This window comes from Vibrio sp. ArtGut-C1 (assembly GCF_002105475.1).
GTDB lineage: Bacteria > Pseudomonadota > Gammaproteobacteria > Enterobacterales > Vibrionaceae > Vibrio > Vibrio diabolicus.
On the sequence record NZ_NCTH01000010.1, the window covers coordinates 90,045 to 109,415 of the forward strand.

A 19,371-nucleotide genomic window follows, 5' to 3' on the forward strand; every position below is an offset into this window, starting at 1 on the left:
ATTATCTCAAAAAGGAGAATCTAAGCGTTTGTATTTAAAAGCAATAACCATAATTAAAAAAGGGACTTAAGAGAAGTAAGAACTTTTTCTATGAGTGAGTCAGTAAAAATCAGTAATTACTAACAATGTGCTCAAGGTCACATAAATAATTTAGTATCTTCATGTTTTATATAGAGTTAACAGAATCAAATAATCCACCCCATTTATACATCAAGAGAAATTGATAGATATGAACAAGAGATCGTAGATTTACTTGGATAATAAGACGGTATTCAAGCTAGACATTGAAAACCGACACAAAGGTGAGAAAATCATCGTCGACAACTTTTTCACACCTATAGTGAATAATGTTCGTTAAGATCAACATTCGAATTTATCGAGATTGGATAAGAATAAATGAAGCGTGTACTTTTGGTAGAAGATAATCGTGAAATAGCGGGAATGTTGTTTGATTATTTTGAGTGTGCTGGCATGCAGCTGGATTATGCCGACAACGGTGAGCTAGGCTTAAAACTGGCGATGGATAATGCGTTTGACATCATTTTGCTCGACCTCATGCTGCCGCGCATGGATGGCCTAACACTGTGCAACAAGCTACGCGATGCAGGTAATAACACTCCGGTGTTGATGCTGACAGCACTTGATAGCCGAGACGACATGCTCAAAGGCTTCCAACACGGCGCCGACGACTACCTCACCAAACCGTTTGATCTCGATATTCTTGAAGCACGCATGACTGCATTGATTAAACGCTACCGCGGTACGGTTGCATCAACCAAACTCCAGTATGGCGAAGTGTCTATCGATCAAAAAACGCATCAAGCCTACCGTCAAGATAAGCTGTTGGCGTTGAATCCAACCACGTACACGATTCTAGAAATGCTGGTGAAAAACGCGCCAGAAGTGGTCACACGTGAGGAGATTGCTTTCCGATTATGGCAAGAAGATGAGCCAAATAACGATGTGTTGCGTAGCCATATTTATCAATTGCGTGGGCAGCTCGACAAACCATTCAAAGAGCACGTTTTGAAAACCATTCCAAAAGTCGGCTTCCGATTGGAGCCCGGGGCATGATTCGCCGCTTATTTAACAATACACAAAGCTTAACCGGACGCCTTGAACTCTTCTTCCTTCTAGTGTCGGTTGTGATTGGCTTGCTATGCTTCGCATTGGTTAGCGGAGCGCTATTATGGTCGGAAGATCGCGTCGGTGAACGACGTATTATGATCGATAAAAAAGAGGCGATTGAGCACTTTCGAAACCATCCTGATAGCGGAATCATCAAACTCGATTTACTGACAACGGCATACAACGACATCAATCTCGTCCCTGAGCTCTATCAACCCTTCATTCAAGATAAAAAGTACTTTCTCGCTGAAGTTGCTGACGAACCAGACACTCGCATGATTTACATGAGCACCTACACGCAAGATGGAGAGGAACATCCTATTATTCTGATCTCTCTGATTGATGAGATAGAAATTACATCTAACGAGTTCATGTTTGTTCTCGTTATGGTGCTTGCGGTTGTAATCGGGTTACTTTTGATTTTTGGCAGCCTATTATCGAGACTTTCTCTGCGTCTCATTGAACCTGTTAGTGCCCTAAAAACGCAACTGGACCGCCATCAAGGTGACACCACACAAAAATTTGTTGTCCCTGAAGGCTCTGCAAATGAATTCCAAACGCTCGCAAATCAGCTTAATGAATATCGACATCAAATCAATCAAGTGATTAAACGTGAACAAGCTTTTGCACGATATGCCAGTCATGAACTGAGAACTCCGCTCACAGTGATGAAAGGTTCAAGCAGCTTGCTAGCCAGAAGCCCAAGTACGTCATTTCAAGAACGTCAGATTGGCCGTATTCAAGATGCAACTCAGCAGATGTCGACCATGGTTGATGCTTTGTTGGGTTTGGTTCGATATGAACGCAATACCGACGACAGCCCCGTTCGAACCCTCTCAGAGCAAGAGCTTCACAACATCTTGGCTCTTAGCCAAGCGCAAGCCGATGAAAAATCCCTGGAATTTAATGTACAGATATGGGGTCACCCGCAAACCAAAGCGACCACCGCGGTACTCAACATTACATTGAGTAATTTAATTCGCAACGGCATTGCAGCCACGTCAGCGGGAACAATTCATATCACCATGACCGATACCACGCTGTCGGTGAGAGATGAAGGCGAAGGTTTCTCTTCCGTGCCAGATGCCGAAGGCCATGGTTTGGGGCTAATGATTGTGGACGACTTATGCCGACGCTATGGCTGGCAATTCACTATTGATACACATCCTGAGGGGGGATGTGAGGCAGTGATTGACCTTTCGTCAGAGCATCATGAGGCTTGCTCAGAGTAACTTCCTCAGCACTAGATTCAATCAAGAGGTATCTCATTTACTCAGTATCAAAACGGGCAGTTCGATACCTCTTTCTTATTCGATTGAATGAAATCTTATGCAGCAAGCGCAACTAGTCGTTCGAATGTTTGCGATGCCGACTCCGACGCTTCGCACACAGAAAACACATCTTCGATAAAGTACTTCAACGCTCTGGATTCAATGGCTCTGATTGCAGCTTGCTGCTCGTCCGATAAATAGCCGTAAATGCTCGCCGCGCCAAAGTCACCGAAGATCATCTCCCCTTGCTCGTTCACCAACGTATTGTGCGCATACAAATCACCATGACACACCTTGTTGTCGTGTAGGTGATTAAATACGTCCACCATCTGCTCAACAATAGAATTCATTTGCTCGACTGTCAGCGTAAACCCTTGTGCGAACGTATCTCGGGTGCAGGTTTCCAACGTTGGTGGCAAACCTAAGTTGTAGTAACTGTTTGGAATTAGCTCCATCACCAAAGCAAGCTCTTTACCGTCATCCACTTGCGCGATGGATTTCACTAGGTTGTTGTGATGCCCAGCTTGCAAACACGCTTCAAGTTCATCATGAGGATAGCCGTCACTGGTGACCTCTCCCTTGAACACTTTTACCGCAACTTCTCTCGGGAAGTTGTATTGAGCGTCAGTCCAGTTAGCATGAGAAATCACGCCACTTGCCCCTTGGCCGAGAACATGATTAAGCGAGTAACTGTTTGTGGTCACTTTCGGCACACTGTTTAGCGAAGATGGGTGTTTGCAGAATGGATTACCTGCAAAAGCAAACCATGCCAATTTAGGTAGCTTCATCAGCACATCCGGAAAGTGCTCTAGCTGGTTCGCCGAGAGACGAATCAGTTCCAAATCAACTAAGTTTTCCATGCTACTTGGCAGTCGTTTGATGCGATTCCCCGCCAGTGCAAGCTTTCTTAAGCGCGGTCTTTCACCCAGACTGTTTGGTAGCGTTTCAATCTCGTTGTCAGTCAGGATCAGCCAACGTAACTGACTTGGTAGTGAGGCTTCACTCACCACTTTGATCTTGTTGGTTTTAAATCCAACCATCTCAAGGTTTGGCAGCTTGCCCAATACCTCCGGTAAATGGGTGAACTGATTATTGGAAGCAAAAATGATTTTTAGTTTGGTCAACTGTTCCAGCTCTTGTGGCAAATCTGACAGTGCGTTGCTGGATAAATCTAACACTTCAAGCGAGTCTGCAAGCTCTAAAATTTCCATAGGGAACTCAGTTAGCCCTTCCGCCAACTTCAGTTGTTTAATTCCTACTAATTGTCCTTTTTTTAATTGTTCTAGAGTCTGCAAAACCAAGCCTTCTGATTGAATGGAAATAGGCGGCGTAGTGTACGTTGCTTGAGGTAGAAAGGCGAGTCATGGGATGGAATACCATGGAATCAAAGCAACCAAAGGATAGAAGTGAAACCATCGCAATGGTATTACAGCAGCAGTGAGCACGAGTAAAAACATCAGGAACAACCGAAATGGTTGTACTGAAACACAGACTTTTTATCTGGGTTTAATGGCGTTACACTACGCGCCCTTTTTAAATGGCAAAGGTGACACGGTTTATTCCGTCAGCATCGACATGAAACTCTCAGAAAGTCCTATCACCCAACATAGCTTTAATGGGCACAAATTTTTTCTTAAACGTGACGACATGCTCCACTCCCACTTTTCTGGGAACAAAGCACGTAAGTTTATGAAGTTAATGGAAGAGCAAAATCCCGACATCACCACGTTAATAAGCTTTGGCTCCGCTCAATCTAATGCCATGTACTCGCTAGCGGCTCTCGCCCAGATTAAAGGTTGGGCATTTGAGTTTTATGTTCATCACATTCCATCTTGGCTAAAAAGCTCCCCCATCGGAAACTATCGCGGCGCTCTCGATTTGGGTATGAAAATCACCGCCATGCAAGACATCGGTAGCGAACTCCACCCTAGTGAATACATCCACCAGGTACGAAGATTAGATGAGTCGACATTGCTGATTCCAGAGGGTGGACGTTCCCACCTCGCTGAAGCTGGCATCAAACAGTTAGCACGAGAAATTCTTGATTGGACGCGATTGAGAGGTAAAGAGCAGTTTACCGTCGCCCTGCCATCAGGCACCGGCACGACGGCTTTATATCTTCATAAACATTTAAGCCCACACGGCATAGAAGTGCTAACTTGCCCTTGCGTAGGCGATGCAGATTACTTAACTGAGCAGTTCAACCAGCTCGGTGAAAACAGCCACCCAACCATTTTAACCGTGCGCAACAAACACCATTTTGGTCGCTTGTACGAAGAAGATTACATCACATGGAAAGCACTCTTTGAGCAAACCGACCTCGAATTTGACCTGTTATACGACCCGTATATGTGGCAATGCCTCACCCCTTGGTTGGAAGAGAACACAGATAAAACGGTGATTTACATTCACCAAGGCGGGTTACTTGGCAACGAGTCGATGTTGCCAAGATATCAACGAGAATTTGAATAGCGTGTTCAAATAAAGTTGTTGCTGATTACAATGATTCCACTATTTGATGAGCGCCAGAATTTCTTTGAATTCAGGTGCTCGGCAATCTTCGACCATTTCATACAAACACATTTCTAGCCCAGTGAGCACCACACCGTTAGCGGTTAGCTTCGCAAGAGCGAGCGCTTTATTGGCAGCGGTTCGGGAAGATACACAATCCGTGACTAATTCAACGCGATAACCGGACTGGCGCAGAGAAACCGCGGTTTGATAGACGCAAATGTGGGATTCAATACCGCAAACCAACCAGGTATCAACTTTCGCGTTCTCCACCGCGACCTTAAACGTCGCCTCTTTGCAACCATCAAACGTGTACTTGGTAACAGGTAAATGCGTGCTTTCAAGCACTTCACGAATCGGCTCCGCGGTTGGGCCCAACCTTTCTGGATTCTGTTCTAGCCACAGAATAGGCAAATCTAGTGCTTTGGCGCCCTTTACCAGTTTCGTGATATTTTCAATCAGTGCGTCGCTTTCATGCATTAATGTAGCGAGTTTGCCCTGAACATCCACCACAATCAGGCCCGTGTTTCCTTTCGATAACATTTCCATCTCCTATATTGCGCGACCACAAACCATACTCAACAAGTTGAGCAATAGTTAATGTATCAGAACCCTTTCATGTTAGAGCAATAAAACCTAGAAAGATGACCTTCGCTCACACATTTGCCCTTAGTTAAGTGTGGTTTGAACTGACTATTTAAATTTCTCTCGAATTAGTTCAATCAAGGCTTTGACTTTATTAGGCAGAAATAAGGCCGAGGGATAAATCAGAGTAAGATGCTGCTTCGGATGCGCAAATTGAGGCAGCACCTCGACCAACAAACCGTCTCTCAGTGCAGGCTTGGAATGAATTTGAGGAATAAACGCGATGCCGTTTCCTGCTATCGCCATCGAACGCAGCAAGTTGAGGTCATCCGAGCGCAACGCCACATGCAGATCTGAATCGAGCAAATCGGCATTGTAACGATTAGTTAAAAGGCGATGCTGCTTAAGATCTTCCACCGTTTTTACTGGCGGATGCGATTCTAGATAGGCTTTTGACGCAACAAAGTGACTACGATAAGGCAAAAGACTGAACTGCACATAGCTGTCATCGGTGACTTTGACCACGCTAGGAAGAAGCTGCAAATCAAACGATTGACGCTTGAGATCGACACTCTCTTGATGGTTTTCAATCTCGACCGAAATATCCGGATACCGCGTTGTGTACTCGGTGATGATCGCGTTAAACGCGGCAGAGCTCATCAATGCGGAAGGAATGGCTAAACGCACCTTGCCCGTCAGCTCTTGTTGATATTCGTGCATGGCATTTAAACCTTGCTGAATATGGTCAATAGGCTGCCCCACCAACTCAAACAAGCGTTTCCCGTGCTCCGTCAACTCAATGCTGCGTGTTGTGCGGATCAAAAGCTGTACCCCGAGCGATTTCTCTAATTCTTGCAGGCGACGACTCACTTTTGAGCGTTGTAGTTGATTCGCCTCTGCCGCTGCACTTATACCGCCGTGAACCACCGTCTGAGTGAATAGGTAAATATCATCAAAACTAACGTTCATTGTCCTATTTTTAGGTCATTTATGTTCGTATTATCATTCTACTGAATTGTGAGTGACTTCTCTATAATCCGCTATCCAATATGTTTAACGGAACTTGTAATGACGGCTGACCAAAAATTCAAACACTGGATGCGAACTTTGATTGTCCTGTTCATCGTACTATTTTTGTACATTATCATTGCTGACCGCCACGCCCCCTTAACGACCGAAGGACGAGTGCAAGGATACGTTGTCCAAGTCGCGCCCGAGGTATCTGGTAAAGTGACCGACGTTCTCATCGAGAATAACCAGTCCGTTCAAAAAGGCGATGTGTTGTTTACGATTGATGATCGTAAATACAAAATAGCACTTGAACAGGCGGAGCTGTCTCTGCAATCCGCTTATGAAAAAGAAGCAACGCTGTATTCTCAACGCGAAGCCGCTCTTGCCAATATTGCCCGCGCACAAGCGACATTTGATAATGCACACCGCGAATACAACCGCTTACTGACACTATCGAAGCAGAAAGTCATCTCTCAATCGACACTCGATAATGCCTTTGCCCAAAATCAGGTATCACATGCAGCGCTTAAAGCGGAAAGACAAAACTTAAAAGTCATTGAAGCGCAATTAGGCGATCAAAAAGGTCAAAGCACCGCCGTTCGAATTGCCAAAAACGGCATCGAAAAGGCGCAACTTGATTTGGCAAATACCGCAGTACTCGCTCCCAGTGATGGTGTCGTGACCAACCTGCAACTAGAAGTTGGCACGATGGCAAACACCAACATGCCATTGCTGACATTTGTACCAACAGGATCACTCTGGGTAGCCGCTGATTTTCGTGAAAAGTCCGTCGCGAACGTAGACAAGACTTTCCACGCCTTGGTCACATTTGATGCCAACCCAGGTTCGGTGTACGACTTTGATTTAGCTAGCCGCGATTACGGTGTAGCAGCCGCACAACAAACGCCTAATGGCGCACTAACCAAAGTGGAAGTAAACAACCGCTGGGTACGTGATGCGCAGCGTACACGAGTGAACCTAACCAGCAGCGAAGAGTTACCACCAGCACTGTTTGTCGGCTCTCGCGCTACCATTGTTTTGTACCCAGACAACAACATTTTCTGGCAGTGGATGGCGCAAGCACAGATTCACCTCGCAAGCTGGTTCCACTTCATTTACTAGGTGGCGACAATGAAAACCTTACGAATTTGGTTCGGCTGCTCTTTAGGGCTCGCGCTAAGCATGATCTTCGGTTGGTCTTACGGATTTTTTGCCATCATGATGCCGCTGTTTATTTTGGGCAGAATGGACCACTTTAATCTTTCGGCTTTATTGATTGTGTTTTTCTCTGCGGTGTGGACAACCATACAAGCCACATTTTTACTGGAATACTTGCAGTTTCATCCAACATTAATGACCGTTGCCGTCGGAATCATGATGCTGTTTAAGTGCATTGCAATGATGAACCAGAAAACCTATTTGTTTGGTTACATGGGGCTGTTGGTGGGTTCAATTGTGTTGAACTTTGCCAGCTATAACTTCATGGATATTGAAGAGTTCAACGTTAACATGTGGGTGATGGCGTTCAGCAATATTTTTGTTTGCGCATTCGCGTATTGGTTGTTCCCGGAGCCAAAATCCCCCGCCGAGCACATTGAAATGTCGACCCCAGTGAAAAGCGATATTGACTACATCAGCCAAGTTGCCATGGGTTGGGTAGTAGCGATGGCGGCGTTTATCGTATTCCAAGTAGCGGACTTATATGACTCGCTATCCGCACAAGCTTCCATTTTGATCATCCTAACCCCAATGACTTTAGCGGGCTCGCTCGCCATGGCAAAAATTCGCATCATCGGCACCGCACTAGGCTGCATCGCAGGGATGGTTGTTCAGCTCATATTGGGCAGTTGGTATGGGCATGGGCTACTCTTTTGGCTCGCCTTTACCATTGCTATGGGGCCATTCTGCTTGTGGCTCACAAAGGGGCAAATTAAAGCGGCTATCGCGTTTTCTGCCATGTCTGCCCTATCGGTTCCGCTGACGACCTCATTGGTGCCAGAACAAAAAGACGCGTTCTTTTCGATCTTGTACCGTTTCAGCTCGATTTTCGTCGCGGTTTTGCTCACCGCGATGGTGATGTGGGTAGTGCATCACTGGATTCGTGTGATGTTGCTAAAGCATCCTGAAGTTCGACAGCTAGAAATGAACTAGCGCGAAGTTACGACTTCTGTTTTAAGAAAAAACCAAGAACCGAGCTCTTGGTTTTTTTGTTTATCTAAGGGGGAAATTTTTGAATAACTTAAGCAGAAAGCTCTTTACGAATAATCTCTGCGCCTGCACTTAGCGCATTGAGCTTAGCGGTTGATACTTCACGAGACAAAGGTGCCATACCGCAGTTGGTACATGGGTAAAGCTTGTCGGCATCAACGTACTTCAATGCCTCTCGCAGTGTGTTCGCCACTTCTTCTGGTGTTTCAATTTCGTTGGTTGCAACGTCAATCGCACCAACCATCACTTTCTTACCGCGAATCAACTCAAGCAACTCAATAGGCACTCGCGAGTTATGACACTCAAGCGAGATAATATCGATATTCGATTGCTGCAATTTAGGGAATACTTCTTCGTATTGTCGCCATTCAGTGCCTAGCGTTTGCTTCCAATCCGTGTTCGCTTTGATGCCGTAGCCATAGCAGATATGCACCGCCGTTTCACATTTCAGCCCTTCAATCGCACGCTCTAAACATGCAATGCCCCACTCGTTCACATCATCGAAAAACACATTGAACGCAGGCTCATCAAACTGAATGATGTCGACACCTGCCGCTTCAAGCTCTTTCGCTTCTTGATTGAGGATCTTTGCAAATTCCCAAGCCAGCTTTTCACGGCTACCGTAATGATCATCATAAAGCGTGTCGATCATCGTCATAGGGCCTGGCAGCGCCCACTTGATAGGTTGCTTAGTTTGCTCACGCAAGAACTTTGCATCTTCAACAAACACGGGCTTTGTGCGGCTTACTGGGCCAACCACAGTCGGAACACTTGCTTCATAACGGTTGCGGATGGTCACCGTTTTACGGTTTTCAAAATCTACACCGCTTAAATGCTCAATAAAGGTCGTCACAAAATGTTGGCGAGTTTGCTCGCCATCACTGACGATATCAACGCCTGCTAGTTCTTGTTCTTGCAAAGCGACACGTAGCGCATCGCGTTTGCCATCAATCAGTTCTTCACCTTGCAGTTTCCACGGTGACCAAAGTTTTTCTGGTTCGGCCAGCCAAGAAGGTTTCGGTAAGCTGCCAGCCGTTGAAGTCGGTAATAGTGTTTTCATCGTCATTCCTTTCTAGATTCTCGTTGTCGATTACGCGTAGTTTGCAGACCATTGTTCAAGCACAGATTGATAAGGTTTGATGAAATGCTCCTCGGCAAATTTCCCTTGTTCAATCGCCAGTTGGCTGCGCTCTTCTCGGTCGTAAACGATTTGAGTTAGCGAGTGGTCTAGGTTTTTTAGGCTTGGCTGGTAGCAATTACCGGCAACCGCGTTGGCATTGTAAATCTCAGGTCGGTAAATCTTCTGGAATGTCTCCATCGTGCTAATCGTACTGATAAGCTCTAGGTTTGAATAATCGTTCAACAAGTCACCGAAGAAGTAGAATGCCAATGGTGCGACACTGTTTGGTGGCATAAAGTAGCGCACTTGTAAGCCCATCTTTTTGAAGTACTGCTCCGTCAACGAAGATTCGTTCGGCTGATATTCAAAGCCCAAAACAGGATGTTGGTTTTCGGTGCGTCGGTATACCTTGTTGTCCGATACGCTCAGACAAATCACCGGCAGCTTTTTGAAATGCTGTTTGTAAGACTCAGAATTAACGAAAGCTTTGAACAGTTTGCCATGCAAATCACCGAAGTTAGCTGGGATGCTGAAACGGGGCTGATTTTTGTTGTGGTCCAACAGCAAAACGCTAAAGTCGTAATCACGAACGTATGAAGAGAAGTTGTTACCCACAATACCTTCGATGCGCTCGTTAGTGTTGTGGTCAACAATGTTAGTTTTGAGCACTTCAATCGAAGGGAAGGCTTCGCCACTGCCTTGGATATCCATATCAACAGAGATGATTTCAAGCTCTACTGAGTAGCGGTCACCTTGCGCGTTATCCCAATATGCCAACGCATTAAAACGATTGTCGATCATTCGGAGTGCATTGCGCAGATTCTCTCGGCGGTAGTTTCCACGAGCCAGATTAGCAAAGTTGGTAGTGATTCGCGTGTTGTCTGATGGTTGGTAATTCTCATCAAAGCGAATGCTTTTGATAGTAAATGTGAAATCGTTATTCATCGTGAGTTGGTATCCTATTTCCTTAGATAAAGCAGACTTTTCCTAACTCTGTGCATGGGGACATTTTTGTTTTTTGGTTTTCCCAATCGTTAGGTTGAACAGCACTTACGACGAACAGTTCGTTCTAAAAATGACGGTCGCATTGCCTAACACCAGAGCAGTCCTTTTTTTATACTTGCTTCACGAGTTGAGTAATATTGGTATTGCTTCACATTGAACATGAAAGAAATTCATAGAGGGAGTTCCAACCCAGAGGGCACTATCGTAGATACTGTTTTTCATTGACACCAATACACGTAACTTGGCGAGCATATTGCCAACATGTGTAATTAAGAAACTGATAAGGGATTAACAGTACGTAAACCAGTTTTAAGCCTAGAAAACGCATTGTATAAACAAGACGCTACCTGGAATATAGGACAGCGTAGCTTAAATAGCACTTTTTACACTCCATCAATTATTCAAGCATTCGTGTAATTAAAAGTACCTTATACTTTATATCCTCGGAAACATGATTATTTAATCATCTTATTTATTTCTTTTCCTATATTCACCATCTCAAACGTAAAGTTTAATTTTTCTGTTTTAAAAGAACATATATCCTCATACACGAATATGACAAATTCATTGACGGACTTTGTCACCCAACCATTACATTAATCTCTAAAAAAACCAATAATAAAACAAACATAAACCACTGTTTTAATTTAAATTAAATTCAGGAAGCTGTAATGACCACATAACGACACTTTACTTAGTTTGGCACAACAACCCCCCCCCATCAATAGCATGGTTAATTCTTATAAATTTCACTTCTATCAATAAGAAAATTCAAACATAACATTAGAAAATAAAAATTAAGTAATAACTTAAAAAGGTAAGACTTAATAACTACATTCTTATTTATTATAGTTGAGTAATGAATTTAAAAACTATGAGACATTAATCCCACGAATCTATACTTTTCCTTTTTTTATTAAAAAACAAGATGCAATATTTCACCGCTCAATTATTGAGCACTAATTAATAACCAGTCCATAATTATAAAACACCCATAGAGTTATTGTTAAAACCCAATAATAACCTTTATGGGCTGACTAATAGGAAACAACAATGGAAAAACAGCATCTTTCCGCGAGTATTATCGCGCTCGCATTACTTGGTTCTCTAGCTCCAGCACATGCTGAAGATACATTAAAAGCTTACACTTCGACCTTGCTACAGCTCGATGATAGCGATGCACGCTCGAAGAAAATCCGCTTAATTTACTCCTTAGAAAATGTCTGGAATCAATCTTTGCTACCGAATGGAGCTAAGGAAGCCAAGTTGCTTCTAAACGGAGGTTCTGGTTTCGACATGACTAATGTACCGAATAAAGAGCAGATCTATGGTTTTGCCACCGGTGGAGACTACCGTTACACAATCCCAACCGCCTTTAAACTGGCACTGAGTTATTTAAATGGTGCCCCTTTACGTCATATGAGCCATGCTCCAGAAAACACTATTGCAACAGCATCCGTAAGTGAGTCTCTGGACTTTAATCTTGGCTTCAGTGCTTCTGATTCTCCAAATATTAGCGGTGGTATCTCCTGGAGTAACCGCGTAACTTACGATCAACCAGAATTTCAGACGGTGGCTGATTTTGATCAGACCAATGAGAGCATTAATTGGCTTATCGAAAACCAGACTATCCGCCACAATACTCCACCTAAAGACTGGTTATTGTACCGTTGGACCAGCTGTGACATGGGCAACCTAATTGACTATAGCGAATTACCTGTCGTGATGCGCTCTGACTTTAAACCGCAAGTCGGTGTTGTATATCGAAAAAATGATATTCAAGATGGCCTAGATACGTCAGAAGTCAAGCTGGTTGCAGGTTGGCGAAAAACCAATTACTACTTTGGTCGTGACTGGTGTAGCTGGTATACCACCCCAGAAAATACCTGGAAGAAAAATCGTGATAGCAGTCAATGGACAGAGACTAGCCGAGCCGTAACTATCTCTTGGAATGACGCGCTCTACCACTAACTTATTAGCCTGCGGCCACGGAATGAATAAGTGGCCGCCGTATTTACTAATGAAATAAACGGTAAGACATGACAAGTAATAAAAAACTCTTGACTGGATCGGCGCTAGCACTTGGTGCAGTACTCGCCATATTTCTAATTAATTCAAATAACAAGAATACCCAGACCGAACCTGTTGCAAGCCTAGACGAGCAAATCAAGACAGAAGATGCTGCGACAATGAATGTACCCCCTCCTGAGAGCGATGCTGCTCAAGAGGTGGTTACCGTTCCAACACCACAGAATGACAATGACGCTACTTCCGACGTCATTCCAGCTACACCTTGGATATCTGCCCCATTAAATGAATTGAGCAATGAACTGTACGATTTTATTGAAGCTGAACAGGTAAGTTATATCAGTACAACCGACTATCCATTCGACGAGCAAAAGCAAAAACAATTACGAACATTAGCGAAGCAAGGGGTTCCTATCTTGTTTGACAACACGGAATCATCCTATTTGGATAGTTACGGTGTCAGCGAAACCAAAGTGGTTTCAGAGTATTTTGGTACGGCGTCTGAAGGTGATGTCATCATTGCTACCGGAGTACAGAATGAGGATGGCAGCATTCATTATCTGGTTTTGCCTTTGAAGAGCAAAGATCTCAACGATAACAGTAAATTGATTGAGGACACTAAGCTCGCAATCACTCTACTTAAAGAACAGAAGCATGACTTGATAAAAGAGAGACAAAGCGAACATCGCGAATAAAAATAAAGGAAGATAGCTTCTCCTATTCCATGGCTATCTTCCTTAAAGTAACTCCAGTCTCAATCAAGAAAAATTCATTTATCTTCCCTCCGGAGCCCTATCCGAAATCACCTTGCCATCTTTGATGGTGATGATGCGTTTGGTGCGCTCTGCTAACGCATTATCATGGGTAACGATGATCAGCGTTCTACCTTCGGAGTGAAGTTGATTGAACAAGGCTTCAATCTCTGCGCCGGATTTTGAATCCAATGCACCCGTTGGTTCATCCGCTAAGATGATTTGCGGATCGTTGACCAAGGCTCTTGCAATCGCAACTCTTTGCTTTTGACCACCAGAAAGCTGGTTTGGTTTATGATCTAAACGATCCCCTAGCCCGACTTGCTCTAGCAATTTAGCGGCGCGCTGGCGACGTTCTTTGGCTTTGATACCAGAGTAAACCAACGGCAGTGCCACGTTATCGAGCGCCGTCGCGTATTCCAATAAGTTAAAGCTTTGGAAGACAAATCCGATCTTTTGGTTACGAATGCCAGCCAGCTCATTCGCACTTAAACTTGCGACGTTTTGGCCGCCAAGTTGGTACTCGCCATCGGTGGGCTTATCTAAACAGCCGAGCATGTTCATCAACGTTGACTTACCCGAACCGGACGGGCCAAGAATCGAAAGAAACTCGCCTTGATTAATGGTTAAGTCAACGCCGTCTAGCGCGCGAACTTCCGCCTCCCCGCTTGAGTAGTATTTACAGATGTTGGTCAGCTCAACAAGCGGCTTGTTCGACATGTTCTCTCCAGAGTTATTATTGTTATTCACTTTGTAGCGCCTCCAACGGGCTGACTTTTGCGGCTCGGTTTGCAGGTAACCATGCAGATGCCACACCTATGAGCACTAAGGTGAGGATGACAATCGCGACAACGACCCACGACAACTCAGGGACAGGTTTACCCAGTTGTTCATAAAAGGCATTGCCCTCTAAAGGAATGGAACTGATGGCAGACACCAGCGCGTACGTCACGGCTAACCCAAGCGCGCCCCCCATCAACATTGTCAATAAAGACTGCACTAAATAGTGCATGCGAATGGCCGTTGGGGTTGCACCGACTGCCATGCGCACGCCGATATCACGCGTAGATCGCTTTACGGTGGCATACATCACATTGGCAATGCCGACGCCAGCAACAGCTAACGTCACGAAGCCGATAATGCCAAGGAAACTCTGCAAACCTATCAGAAACTGCTGCATACTCTTTTGTTTAAGGAACATATCGTCAACTTGGACGACCTGTTCATCACTGACACCTGCCCCGTGTTTACGGGCAATCACTTGCCTGATCGTCTTTGCTAAGGCTTCTCGGTCTACATCCGCTTGTGGCTGCACATTGATGCCACTAATTTCACCGTTGACATGAAATCGCTTCCACGTCGCTAACGGCACAAAGCTGGAATAGTTGATAAGATCCCCCAGTTCTATTTGAGCGCTGTTTTTCTCCAATACGCCCACAACGGTGAACTCCTCATTGCCGATTTTTACCTTTTGCCCCACAGGGTTGACTTGCAATGTGACTGTCGCAAACCAACTAAAGTCCTCATTCGGGTTGAATAAGTCGGCTGCCAGTTCATAACCCAGTACAACGACTTTGCGCGTCTCTTTTTGATCGAGTGGATTTAACCATCGTCCCCCCGCCATCGGCACCAAATTGGTCATGGATTGAAACTCGCTCGTGACCGCTAACGGCTCTTGCCACGAGCTTCTGTCACCAACGGTGATGCGCTCTTTCCACTTCGCAGTTGGCGCAACGCTTTTTACATCGGGTAATGCTCGAACAATCTCTGAATCGTCCATTTTTAATGTCAGAAACTTACCTTGGTGAAAAGCACCGTGGTCGACGGTGGCCATCCCTCCGGTCAAATAGATCAAGTTGCCGTTACCATTTTGTGCGGTTTTCAATACGCCCTGACGAATACCCTCACCTACCGCCAACATGGCAGCGATACAGAGGGTCGCCCACGCTACAGCCAGAATGGTCAAACCCAATCTCAACTTTTCTGCGGCCATTTCTTGGAAAATTTGTCTCATCGGTAACAACATGACTAAGCCCTCGCGCTCAAAGCAATGACTGGCGTGAGACGCGATGCTCGCCTTGCTGGGAAATACGATGCCATCAATGCCAAGATAAGCGTCACAAGTAAAGACCAAGCAATGGAATCTGGCGTGATCACAGGCAAACCAATCCATTCCGGTAATGCCATGCTGCTTAGGACAGACACCACTGCATACGAAAACATCAGACCTAATGCCGTGCCCACGGCTACCAGAATAAACCCTTCAAGAATAAACTGACTGAGTATGGATTTTTGAGTCGCCCCGATCGCCAAACGCAAACCGATTTCACGCGTGCGCTCCGTGACAGATAAAAACATGATGTTGGCAACGCCAAGCGCACCGACCGCCATGGTCATCGCGCCACTCGCTCCGAGAAAAATCTGAATGCCACGCAAAATTCCACTGATGACCGCCGCACCTTCACTAAAATCGGGTAATTCGACCGCATCTTTATCACTTGGGTCAAAATGAAGCTGCTTGGCGAAAAAGTTCACGATATTTTGTCGAAACGACGGTGCATCCATCCCGTCTCTCGGCTTCATCAATACCATCCAAGGTTTCGCATCCCACAAATCGCGGTACGTTGTTTGAGGAATGAAAACCGTGCGGCTATCGCCGAATGAAATGCCAGTGTCCTCAGCGACGGTTATCCCAATAACCAAGAACGGAATGCCATTGACTTTGAGCCTATCCCCGATTTGGATTCCGCCCATTTGCGCAATTTGATCGCCTAACACTGCCACGCGAGTGTGGTTGTTCATATCACTTGGTGACAGGTTTCTCGAACCGGATTGCAGCTTGCGTTGCACTAAAGGAAAGTAAGACGTATCAATACCGCTGACCGTACTCGATAAGTTCTGTCCTTTGAGATTGGTGATATTCGCATCCCATTTGGCGTAAACGCTTGACGCCTGTTGCACGAAGCCTGACTGTTTGATCATGTCGACTTTTTCTTGTGGAATATCAATTTGTCGTCTTGAAGCTAACCCTTGCCACGGTTTACTGGTACTCGACGGAAACACCACTTGCACATTGTTGATCATAAATGAAAACGACTGGGTCTGATGGCGATAAAAGCCTTCGCCAAGTGCGATTAACACCACCACAGAGATCACGCCCCAAGCAATCGCGATAATGGCTAGCACACTCTTCATGCGGTGCGCCATCAACGTTTGCCAAGTTTGTTGCAACAGGCTGCTCATGAATGAAAAGCCCGAGAGATCAACGCCATGGTATCGTCATCGAGTTTCCCTGCGGTTTGCAGTAAGCCGATTCTCTTACGCCAATAGCTGTACAAGTTGGTTTGCAGACTGTTTTTCGCCTCAAACAAGCTGTTGTGTGCACTGATAACTTCCGACACTTCAAGCAGACCAGCGTCGTAAAGTTTCTCTTTGCTTTGCAACACTCTGGCGCGCGACTCAACCAGCTCGTTCGCTATTAAAACTTGATTCCAATTGATATCGACCTGCGTAAACTGCTGAATAACTCGTTTCTGAATATCAATTTCCACTCTACGCATATCTTGCTTGGCGCTTAAAATGTTCAACGATGCTTCGTCCACTTTCGCTCGCATTGCACCATTGAGGTCAATCGGCAAACTCAAACTAATCCCAGCGTTAAACTCGCCGTTTGAACGATTGTCACCATCGCTGTAGCCCACACTGCCTTTGACGGTTGGGTAGTATCCACCTTTAGCTGAATCTTTCGCGAACTCGCTCGCTTTCACCATCTGCGCCGCCACCAACAGCTCTGGACTGCTGTCTTTCGCCAGTTTTAGCCATTGCTCCTGAGAGTCCACCAGCATCGGCGGCTGAATCAAAGAATCCGTTCGAATTTGGTCGACACTCTCCGGCATTTGATTGATTAACGCCGCAAGCTCTGCTTTTTTCACTTCGAGATCGGCTTTTGCATTGAGGATACTTGCTTGCTCAGAGACTTGATTCGCTCGCATCTCTTCGACATCAACCGACTTCACTTTGCCTGCTCGATAGCGTTTCTCGATGATGTTGAGAAGTTCTTTCCCCTCCTCCAGCTTGGACTGCGCCAATTTGAGGTCGCCCTGTGCGCTTGCCACATCTAGGTAAGCGGTGAGCAACTTTTGCGCAAGCTCGTTATGCGCTTGAGATAACTCTAACTGTACTTTGAGATAATTGGCATTCGCTTGATCCAGTTCCGACCACAAACTGCTATCCCAAATAGTTTGAGTTAAGGTAGCGCCGTAACTGTTGGAATGGCTTGAGGACTCATTCCAATCCGCTGACGCACTGGCACTTAAGCCCGGCAATAACGCACTACGGTTACTCTGTACGCCAACCTCGCCAAGCTGGACGCCGATTTTCGCTTTTTCGTAATTTGGATCGTTCTGCTTTGCTTGTTGCCAAGCTTGTTCAATAGAAATTGCGTAGGTCGGCAAACTGAGCGTGGCAGCCAACAATGCATAGGCGATTGTTGATCGTTGCAGCTTAACCATGCGCCGCTCCCATCATGCTGTTGTCGATAACCTCTTCATCAAGCTCCACGCCGTCAAGCACTTCGACATTGATGCCATCTGACAGACCGAGTTTCACAGGTTGTTTATGAAACCCTTGTTCTGAGCTGTCGGGGATCAGAACATTCGGTGCGTCACCATCAAATTGCAGAGCGCGCTCCGGTAGAGTGAGCACGTTTTCAGACTTCTTCAGAATGATTTGAGCCGTCGATGAAAAACCAGAACGAAGCAACACATCTTGTGGGATCTTGAGTTCTCCCACTTCAACCTCAAAACCGTTATCAAAACTTTTTGCAGAAGCATTGCCCTCTGGTGAGTTAAGGTTCTCAGATTGAATCGCCACTTTGGTTAGCACACCAGAAATCGCCACATCAGGATAAGGCGCAACCGTCAACATAACGGGCATTCCCGGAGACAACTGCGCAGCATCATGCTCACTGACGCTACCTTTAAAAATCAGACTGTTCATGTCGGCCAATGACATCATTTCAGTCGCGGCTTGGCTTGATTGAGTCGAGATGATCGGCTCTCCGACCTCAACTTTCTGGTTGAGTACCGTGCCATCAATAGGCGCGTAGATCGTCGACGTTAAACGCGCATCACCGATAGACGCCTCACCACTGCGGATGAGTTCGAGATTCTGGCGCTTTTGCAATACGTCCGCTTGCGCAGATTTGACTGCCGAGCGCGCACTTACGTATTCGTCGTAGTTACTTGGAATAATGTCCTGCTTGACCAAGCTTTCTAAGTTGGACAGTTTTTGTTTGGCGGATTCCAGATCGGCTTCACTACGCATGAGTTCTGCCGATGCATCCGTTAATGCTTGGGGGGTTGGGTTTGGACGCACTTTGATCAGCGGCTGGCCTTGCTTCACCTTTTCACCAACTTTCGCGTAAATTTCACCGACGATACCGTCGATTTGTGACTTGATAGACACGGAGTGTGCAGGGACAATTTTACCAACAGCCACCGCTTGTTTTTCAATCGTGCCTTTTTCCACAATCAATGTAGGCAGCAATTCTGGTTGAGCGGCAGATTGGAGATAGAAATACGTACCACCGCCGAGCAGCGCAATGCTCACAGCGGAGACAAGCCAACGTTTCGTCATTATTTATTCCAACAATTATTAGGTAGTCTAATGACTACTCCTAAAACACAAAGTTGAAGGAATAATATCCTGCTTTAATAGCGGTTTGGTTGTCACAGTTGGTAAGGCTTTGTCA

General features: G+C 45.5%; 17 protein-coding genes. 7 read left to right on the forward strand and 10 right to left on the reverse strand.

From position 1 onward, the window contains the following. Nucleotides 1-396: 396 nt before the first annotated feature. Complete coding sequence (locus B7360_RS11130; protein WP_048625732.1) at nt 397-1,074, forward strand: response regulator transcription factor; 678 nt, start codon at nt 397-399, stop codon at nt 1,072-1,074. Next, nucleotides 1,071-2,360: a HAMP domain-containing sensor histidine kinase gene (locus tag B7360_RS11135; protein ID WP_085343512.1), complete on the forward strand. Its 1,290-nt coding sequence runs from the start codon at nt 1,071-1,073 to the stop codon at nt 2,358-2,360. Before B7360_RS11130 ends, B7360_RS11135 begins: the two co-directional genes overlap by 4 nt. A 95-nt stretch (nt 2,361-2,455) precedes the next feature. On the opposite strand, the gene B7360_RS11140 is transcribed toward B7360_RS11135, so the two are convergent. Then, the gene (locus B7360_RS11140) at nt 2,456-3,694 is read right to left on the reverse strand and encodes a leucine-rich repeat-containing protein kinase family protein (protein WP_085343513.1); all 1,239 of its coding nucleotides are present in this window, start codon (nt 3,692-3,694) and stop codon (nt 2,456-2,458) included. Nucleotides 3,695-3,974: 280 nt separating this feature from the next. Here B7360_RS11140 and B7360_RS11145 point away from each other — a divergent pair, with 280 nt between their 5' ends. Next, complete coding sequence (locus tag B7360_RS11145; protein ID WP_085343548.1) at nt 3,975-4,871, forward strand: 1-aminocyclopropane-1-carboxylate deaminase/D-cysteine desulfhydrase; 897 nt, start codon at nt 3,975-3,977, stop codon at nt 4,869-4,871. Nucleotides 4,872-4,910: 39 nt separating this feature from the next. On the opposite strand, the gene B7360_RS11150 is transcribed toward B7360_RS11145, so the two are convergent. Together B7360_RS11150 and B7360_RS11155 are read right to left on the reverse strand one after the other, a co-directional pair. Continuing rightward, a complete protein-coding gene (locus B7360_RS11150) occupies nt 4,911-5,453 on the reverse strand; it encodes an isochorismatase family protein (protein ID WP_085343514.1) in 543 nt (180 codons plus the stop codon). 150 nt (nt 5,454-5,603) lie between these two features. After that, a complete protein-coding gene (locus B7360_RS11155) occupies nt 5,604-6,464 on the reverse strand; it encodes a LysR family transcriptional regulator (RefSeq protein WP_005494676.1) in 861 nt (286 codons plus the stop codon). 99 nt (nt 6,465-6,563) lie between these two features. Here B7360_RS11155 and B7360_RS11160 point away from each other — a divergent pair, with 99 nt between their 5' ends. Together B7360_RS11160 and B7360_RS11165 are read left to right on the forward strand one after the other, a co-directional pair. Further along, complete coding sequence (locus tag B7360_RS11160) at nt 6,564-7,628, forward strand: HlyD family secretion protein (protein ID WP_085343515.1); 1,065 nt, start codon at nt 6,564-6,566, stop codon at nt 7,626-7,628. 9 nt (nt 7,629-7,637) lie between these two features. After that, nucleotides 7,638-8,657, forward strand: a complete 1,020-nt coding sequence (locus B7360_RS11165; RefSeq protein ID WP_085343516.1) for a DUF2955 domain-containing protein — start codon at nt 7,638-7,640, stop codon at nt 8,655-8,657. An 88-nt stretch (nt 8,658-8,745) separates the two neighbouring features. Here B7360_RS11165 and B7360_RS11170 read toward each other — a convergent pair whose 3' ends face one another. Together B7360_RS11170 and B7360_RS11175 are read right to left on the reverse strand one after the other, a co-directional pair. Further along, nucleotides 8,746-9,774, reverse strand: coding sequence for a methionine synthase (locus tag B7360_RS11170; protein WP_085343517.1), 1,029 nt, complete (start codon nt 9,772-9,774; stop codon nt 8,746-8,748). A 30-nt stretch (nt 9,775-9,804) separates the two neighbouring features. Then, entirely contained in the window at nt 9,805-10,779 is a 975-nt protein-coding gene (locus tag B7360_RS11175) for a DUF1852 domain-containing protein (RefSeq protein ID WP_085343518.1), read from the reverse strand. A 1,113-nt stretch (nt 10,780-11,892) separates the two neighbouring features. Between B7360_RS11175 and B7360_RS11180 the strand changes: the two genes are divergently transcribed. Together B7360_RS11180 and B7360_RS11185 are read left to right on the forward strand one after the other, a co-directional pair. Beyond that, nucleotides 11,893-12,810 (forward strand): leukocidin family pore-forming toxin, encoded by a 918-nt coding sequence (locus tag B7360_RS11180; protein ID WP_053809756.1) that lies wholly within the window; start codon nt 11,893-11,895, stop codon nt 12,808-12,810. 68 nt (nt 12,811-12,878) lie between these two features. Next, nucleotides 12,879-13,562: a topoisomerase I gene (locus tag B7360_RS11185; protein WP_085343519.1), complete on the forward strand. Its 684-nt coding sequence runs from the start codon at nt 12,879-12,881 to the stop codon at nt 13,560-13,562. Between the two features lie 78 nt (nt 13,563-13,640). On the opposite strand, the gene B7360_RS11190 is transcribed toward B7360_RS11185, so the two are convergent. Genes B7360_RS11190 through B7360_RS11210 form a run of 5 tightly spaced genes read right to left on the reverse strand, consistent with a single transcriptional unit; the run spans nt 13,641 to nt 19,256 of the window. Continuing rightward, the gene (locus B7360_RS11190; RefSeq protein WP_101911857.1) at nt 13,641-14,339 is read right to left on the reverse strand and encodes an ABC transporter ATP-binding protein; all 699 of its coding nucleotides are present in this window, start codon (nt 14,337-14,339) and stop codon (nt 13,641-13,643) included. A gap of 22 nt (nt 14,340-14,361) precedes the next feature. Continuing rightward, nucleotides 14,362-15,645: an ABC transporter permease gene (locus B7360_RS11195; RefSeq protein ID WP_085343521.1), complete on the reverse strand. Its 1,284-nt coding sequence runs from the start codon at nt 15,643-15,645 to the stop codon at nt 14,362-14,364. 2 nt (nt 15,646-15,647) lie between these two features. After that, nucleotides 15,648-16,862 (reverse strand): ABC transporter permease, encoded by a 1,215-nt coding sequence (locus B7360_RS11200; protein ID WP_085343522.1) that lies wholly within the window; start codon nt 16,860-16,862, stop codon nt 15,648-15,650. Continuing rightward, the gene (locus B7360_RS11205; protein WP_085343523.1) at nt 16,859-18,130 is read right to left on the reverse strand and encodes a TolC family protein; all 1,272 of its coding nucleotides are present in this window, start codon (nt 18,128-18,130) and stop codon (nt 16,859-16,861) included. The genes B7360_RS11200 and B7360_RS11205 overlap by 4 nt, the downstream gene beginning before the upstream one ends. Beyond that, nucleotides 18,123-19,256, reverse strand: coding sequence for an efflux RND transporter periplasmic adaptor subunit (locus B7360_RS11210; RefSeq protein ID WP_005376722.1), 1,134 nt, complete (start codon nt 19,254-19,256; stop codon nt 18,123-18,125). Before B7360_RS11210 ends, B7360_RS11205 begins: the two co-directional genes overlap by 8 nt. Nucleotides 19,257-19,371 lie beyond the last annotated feature (115 nt).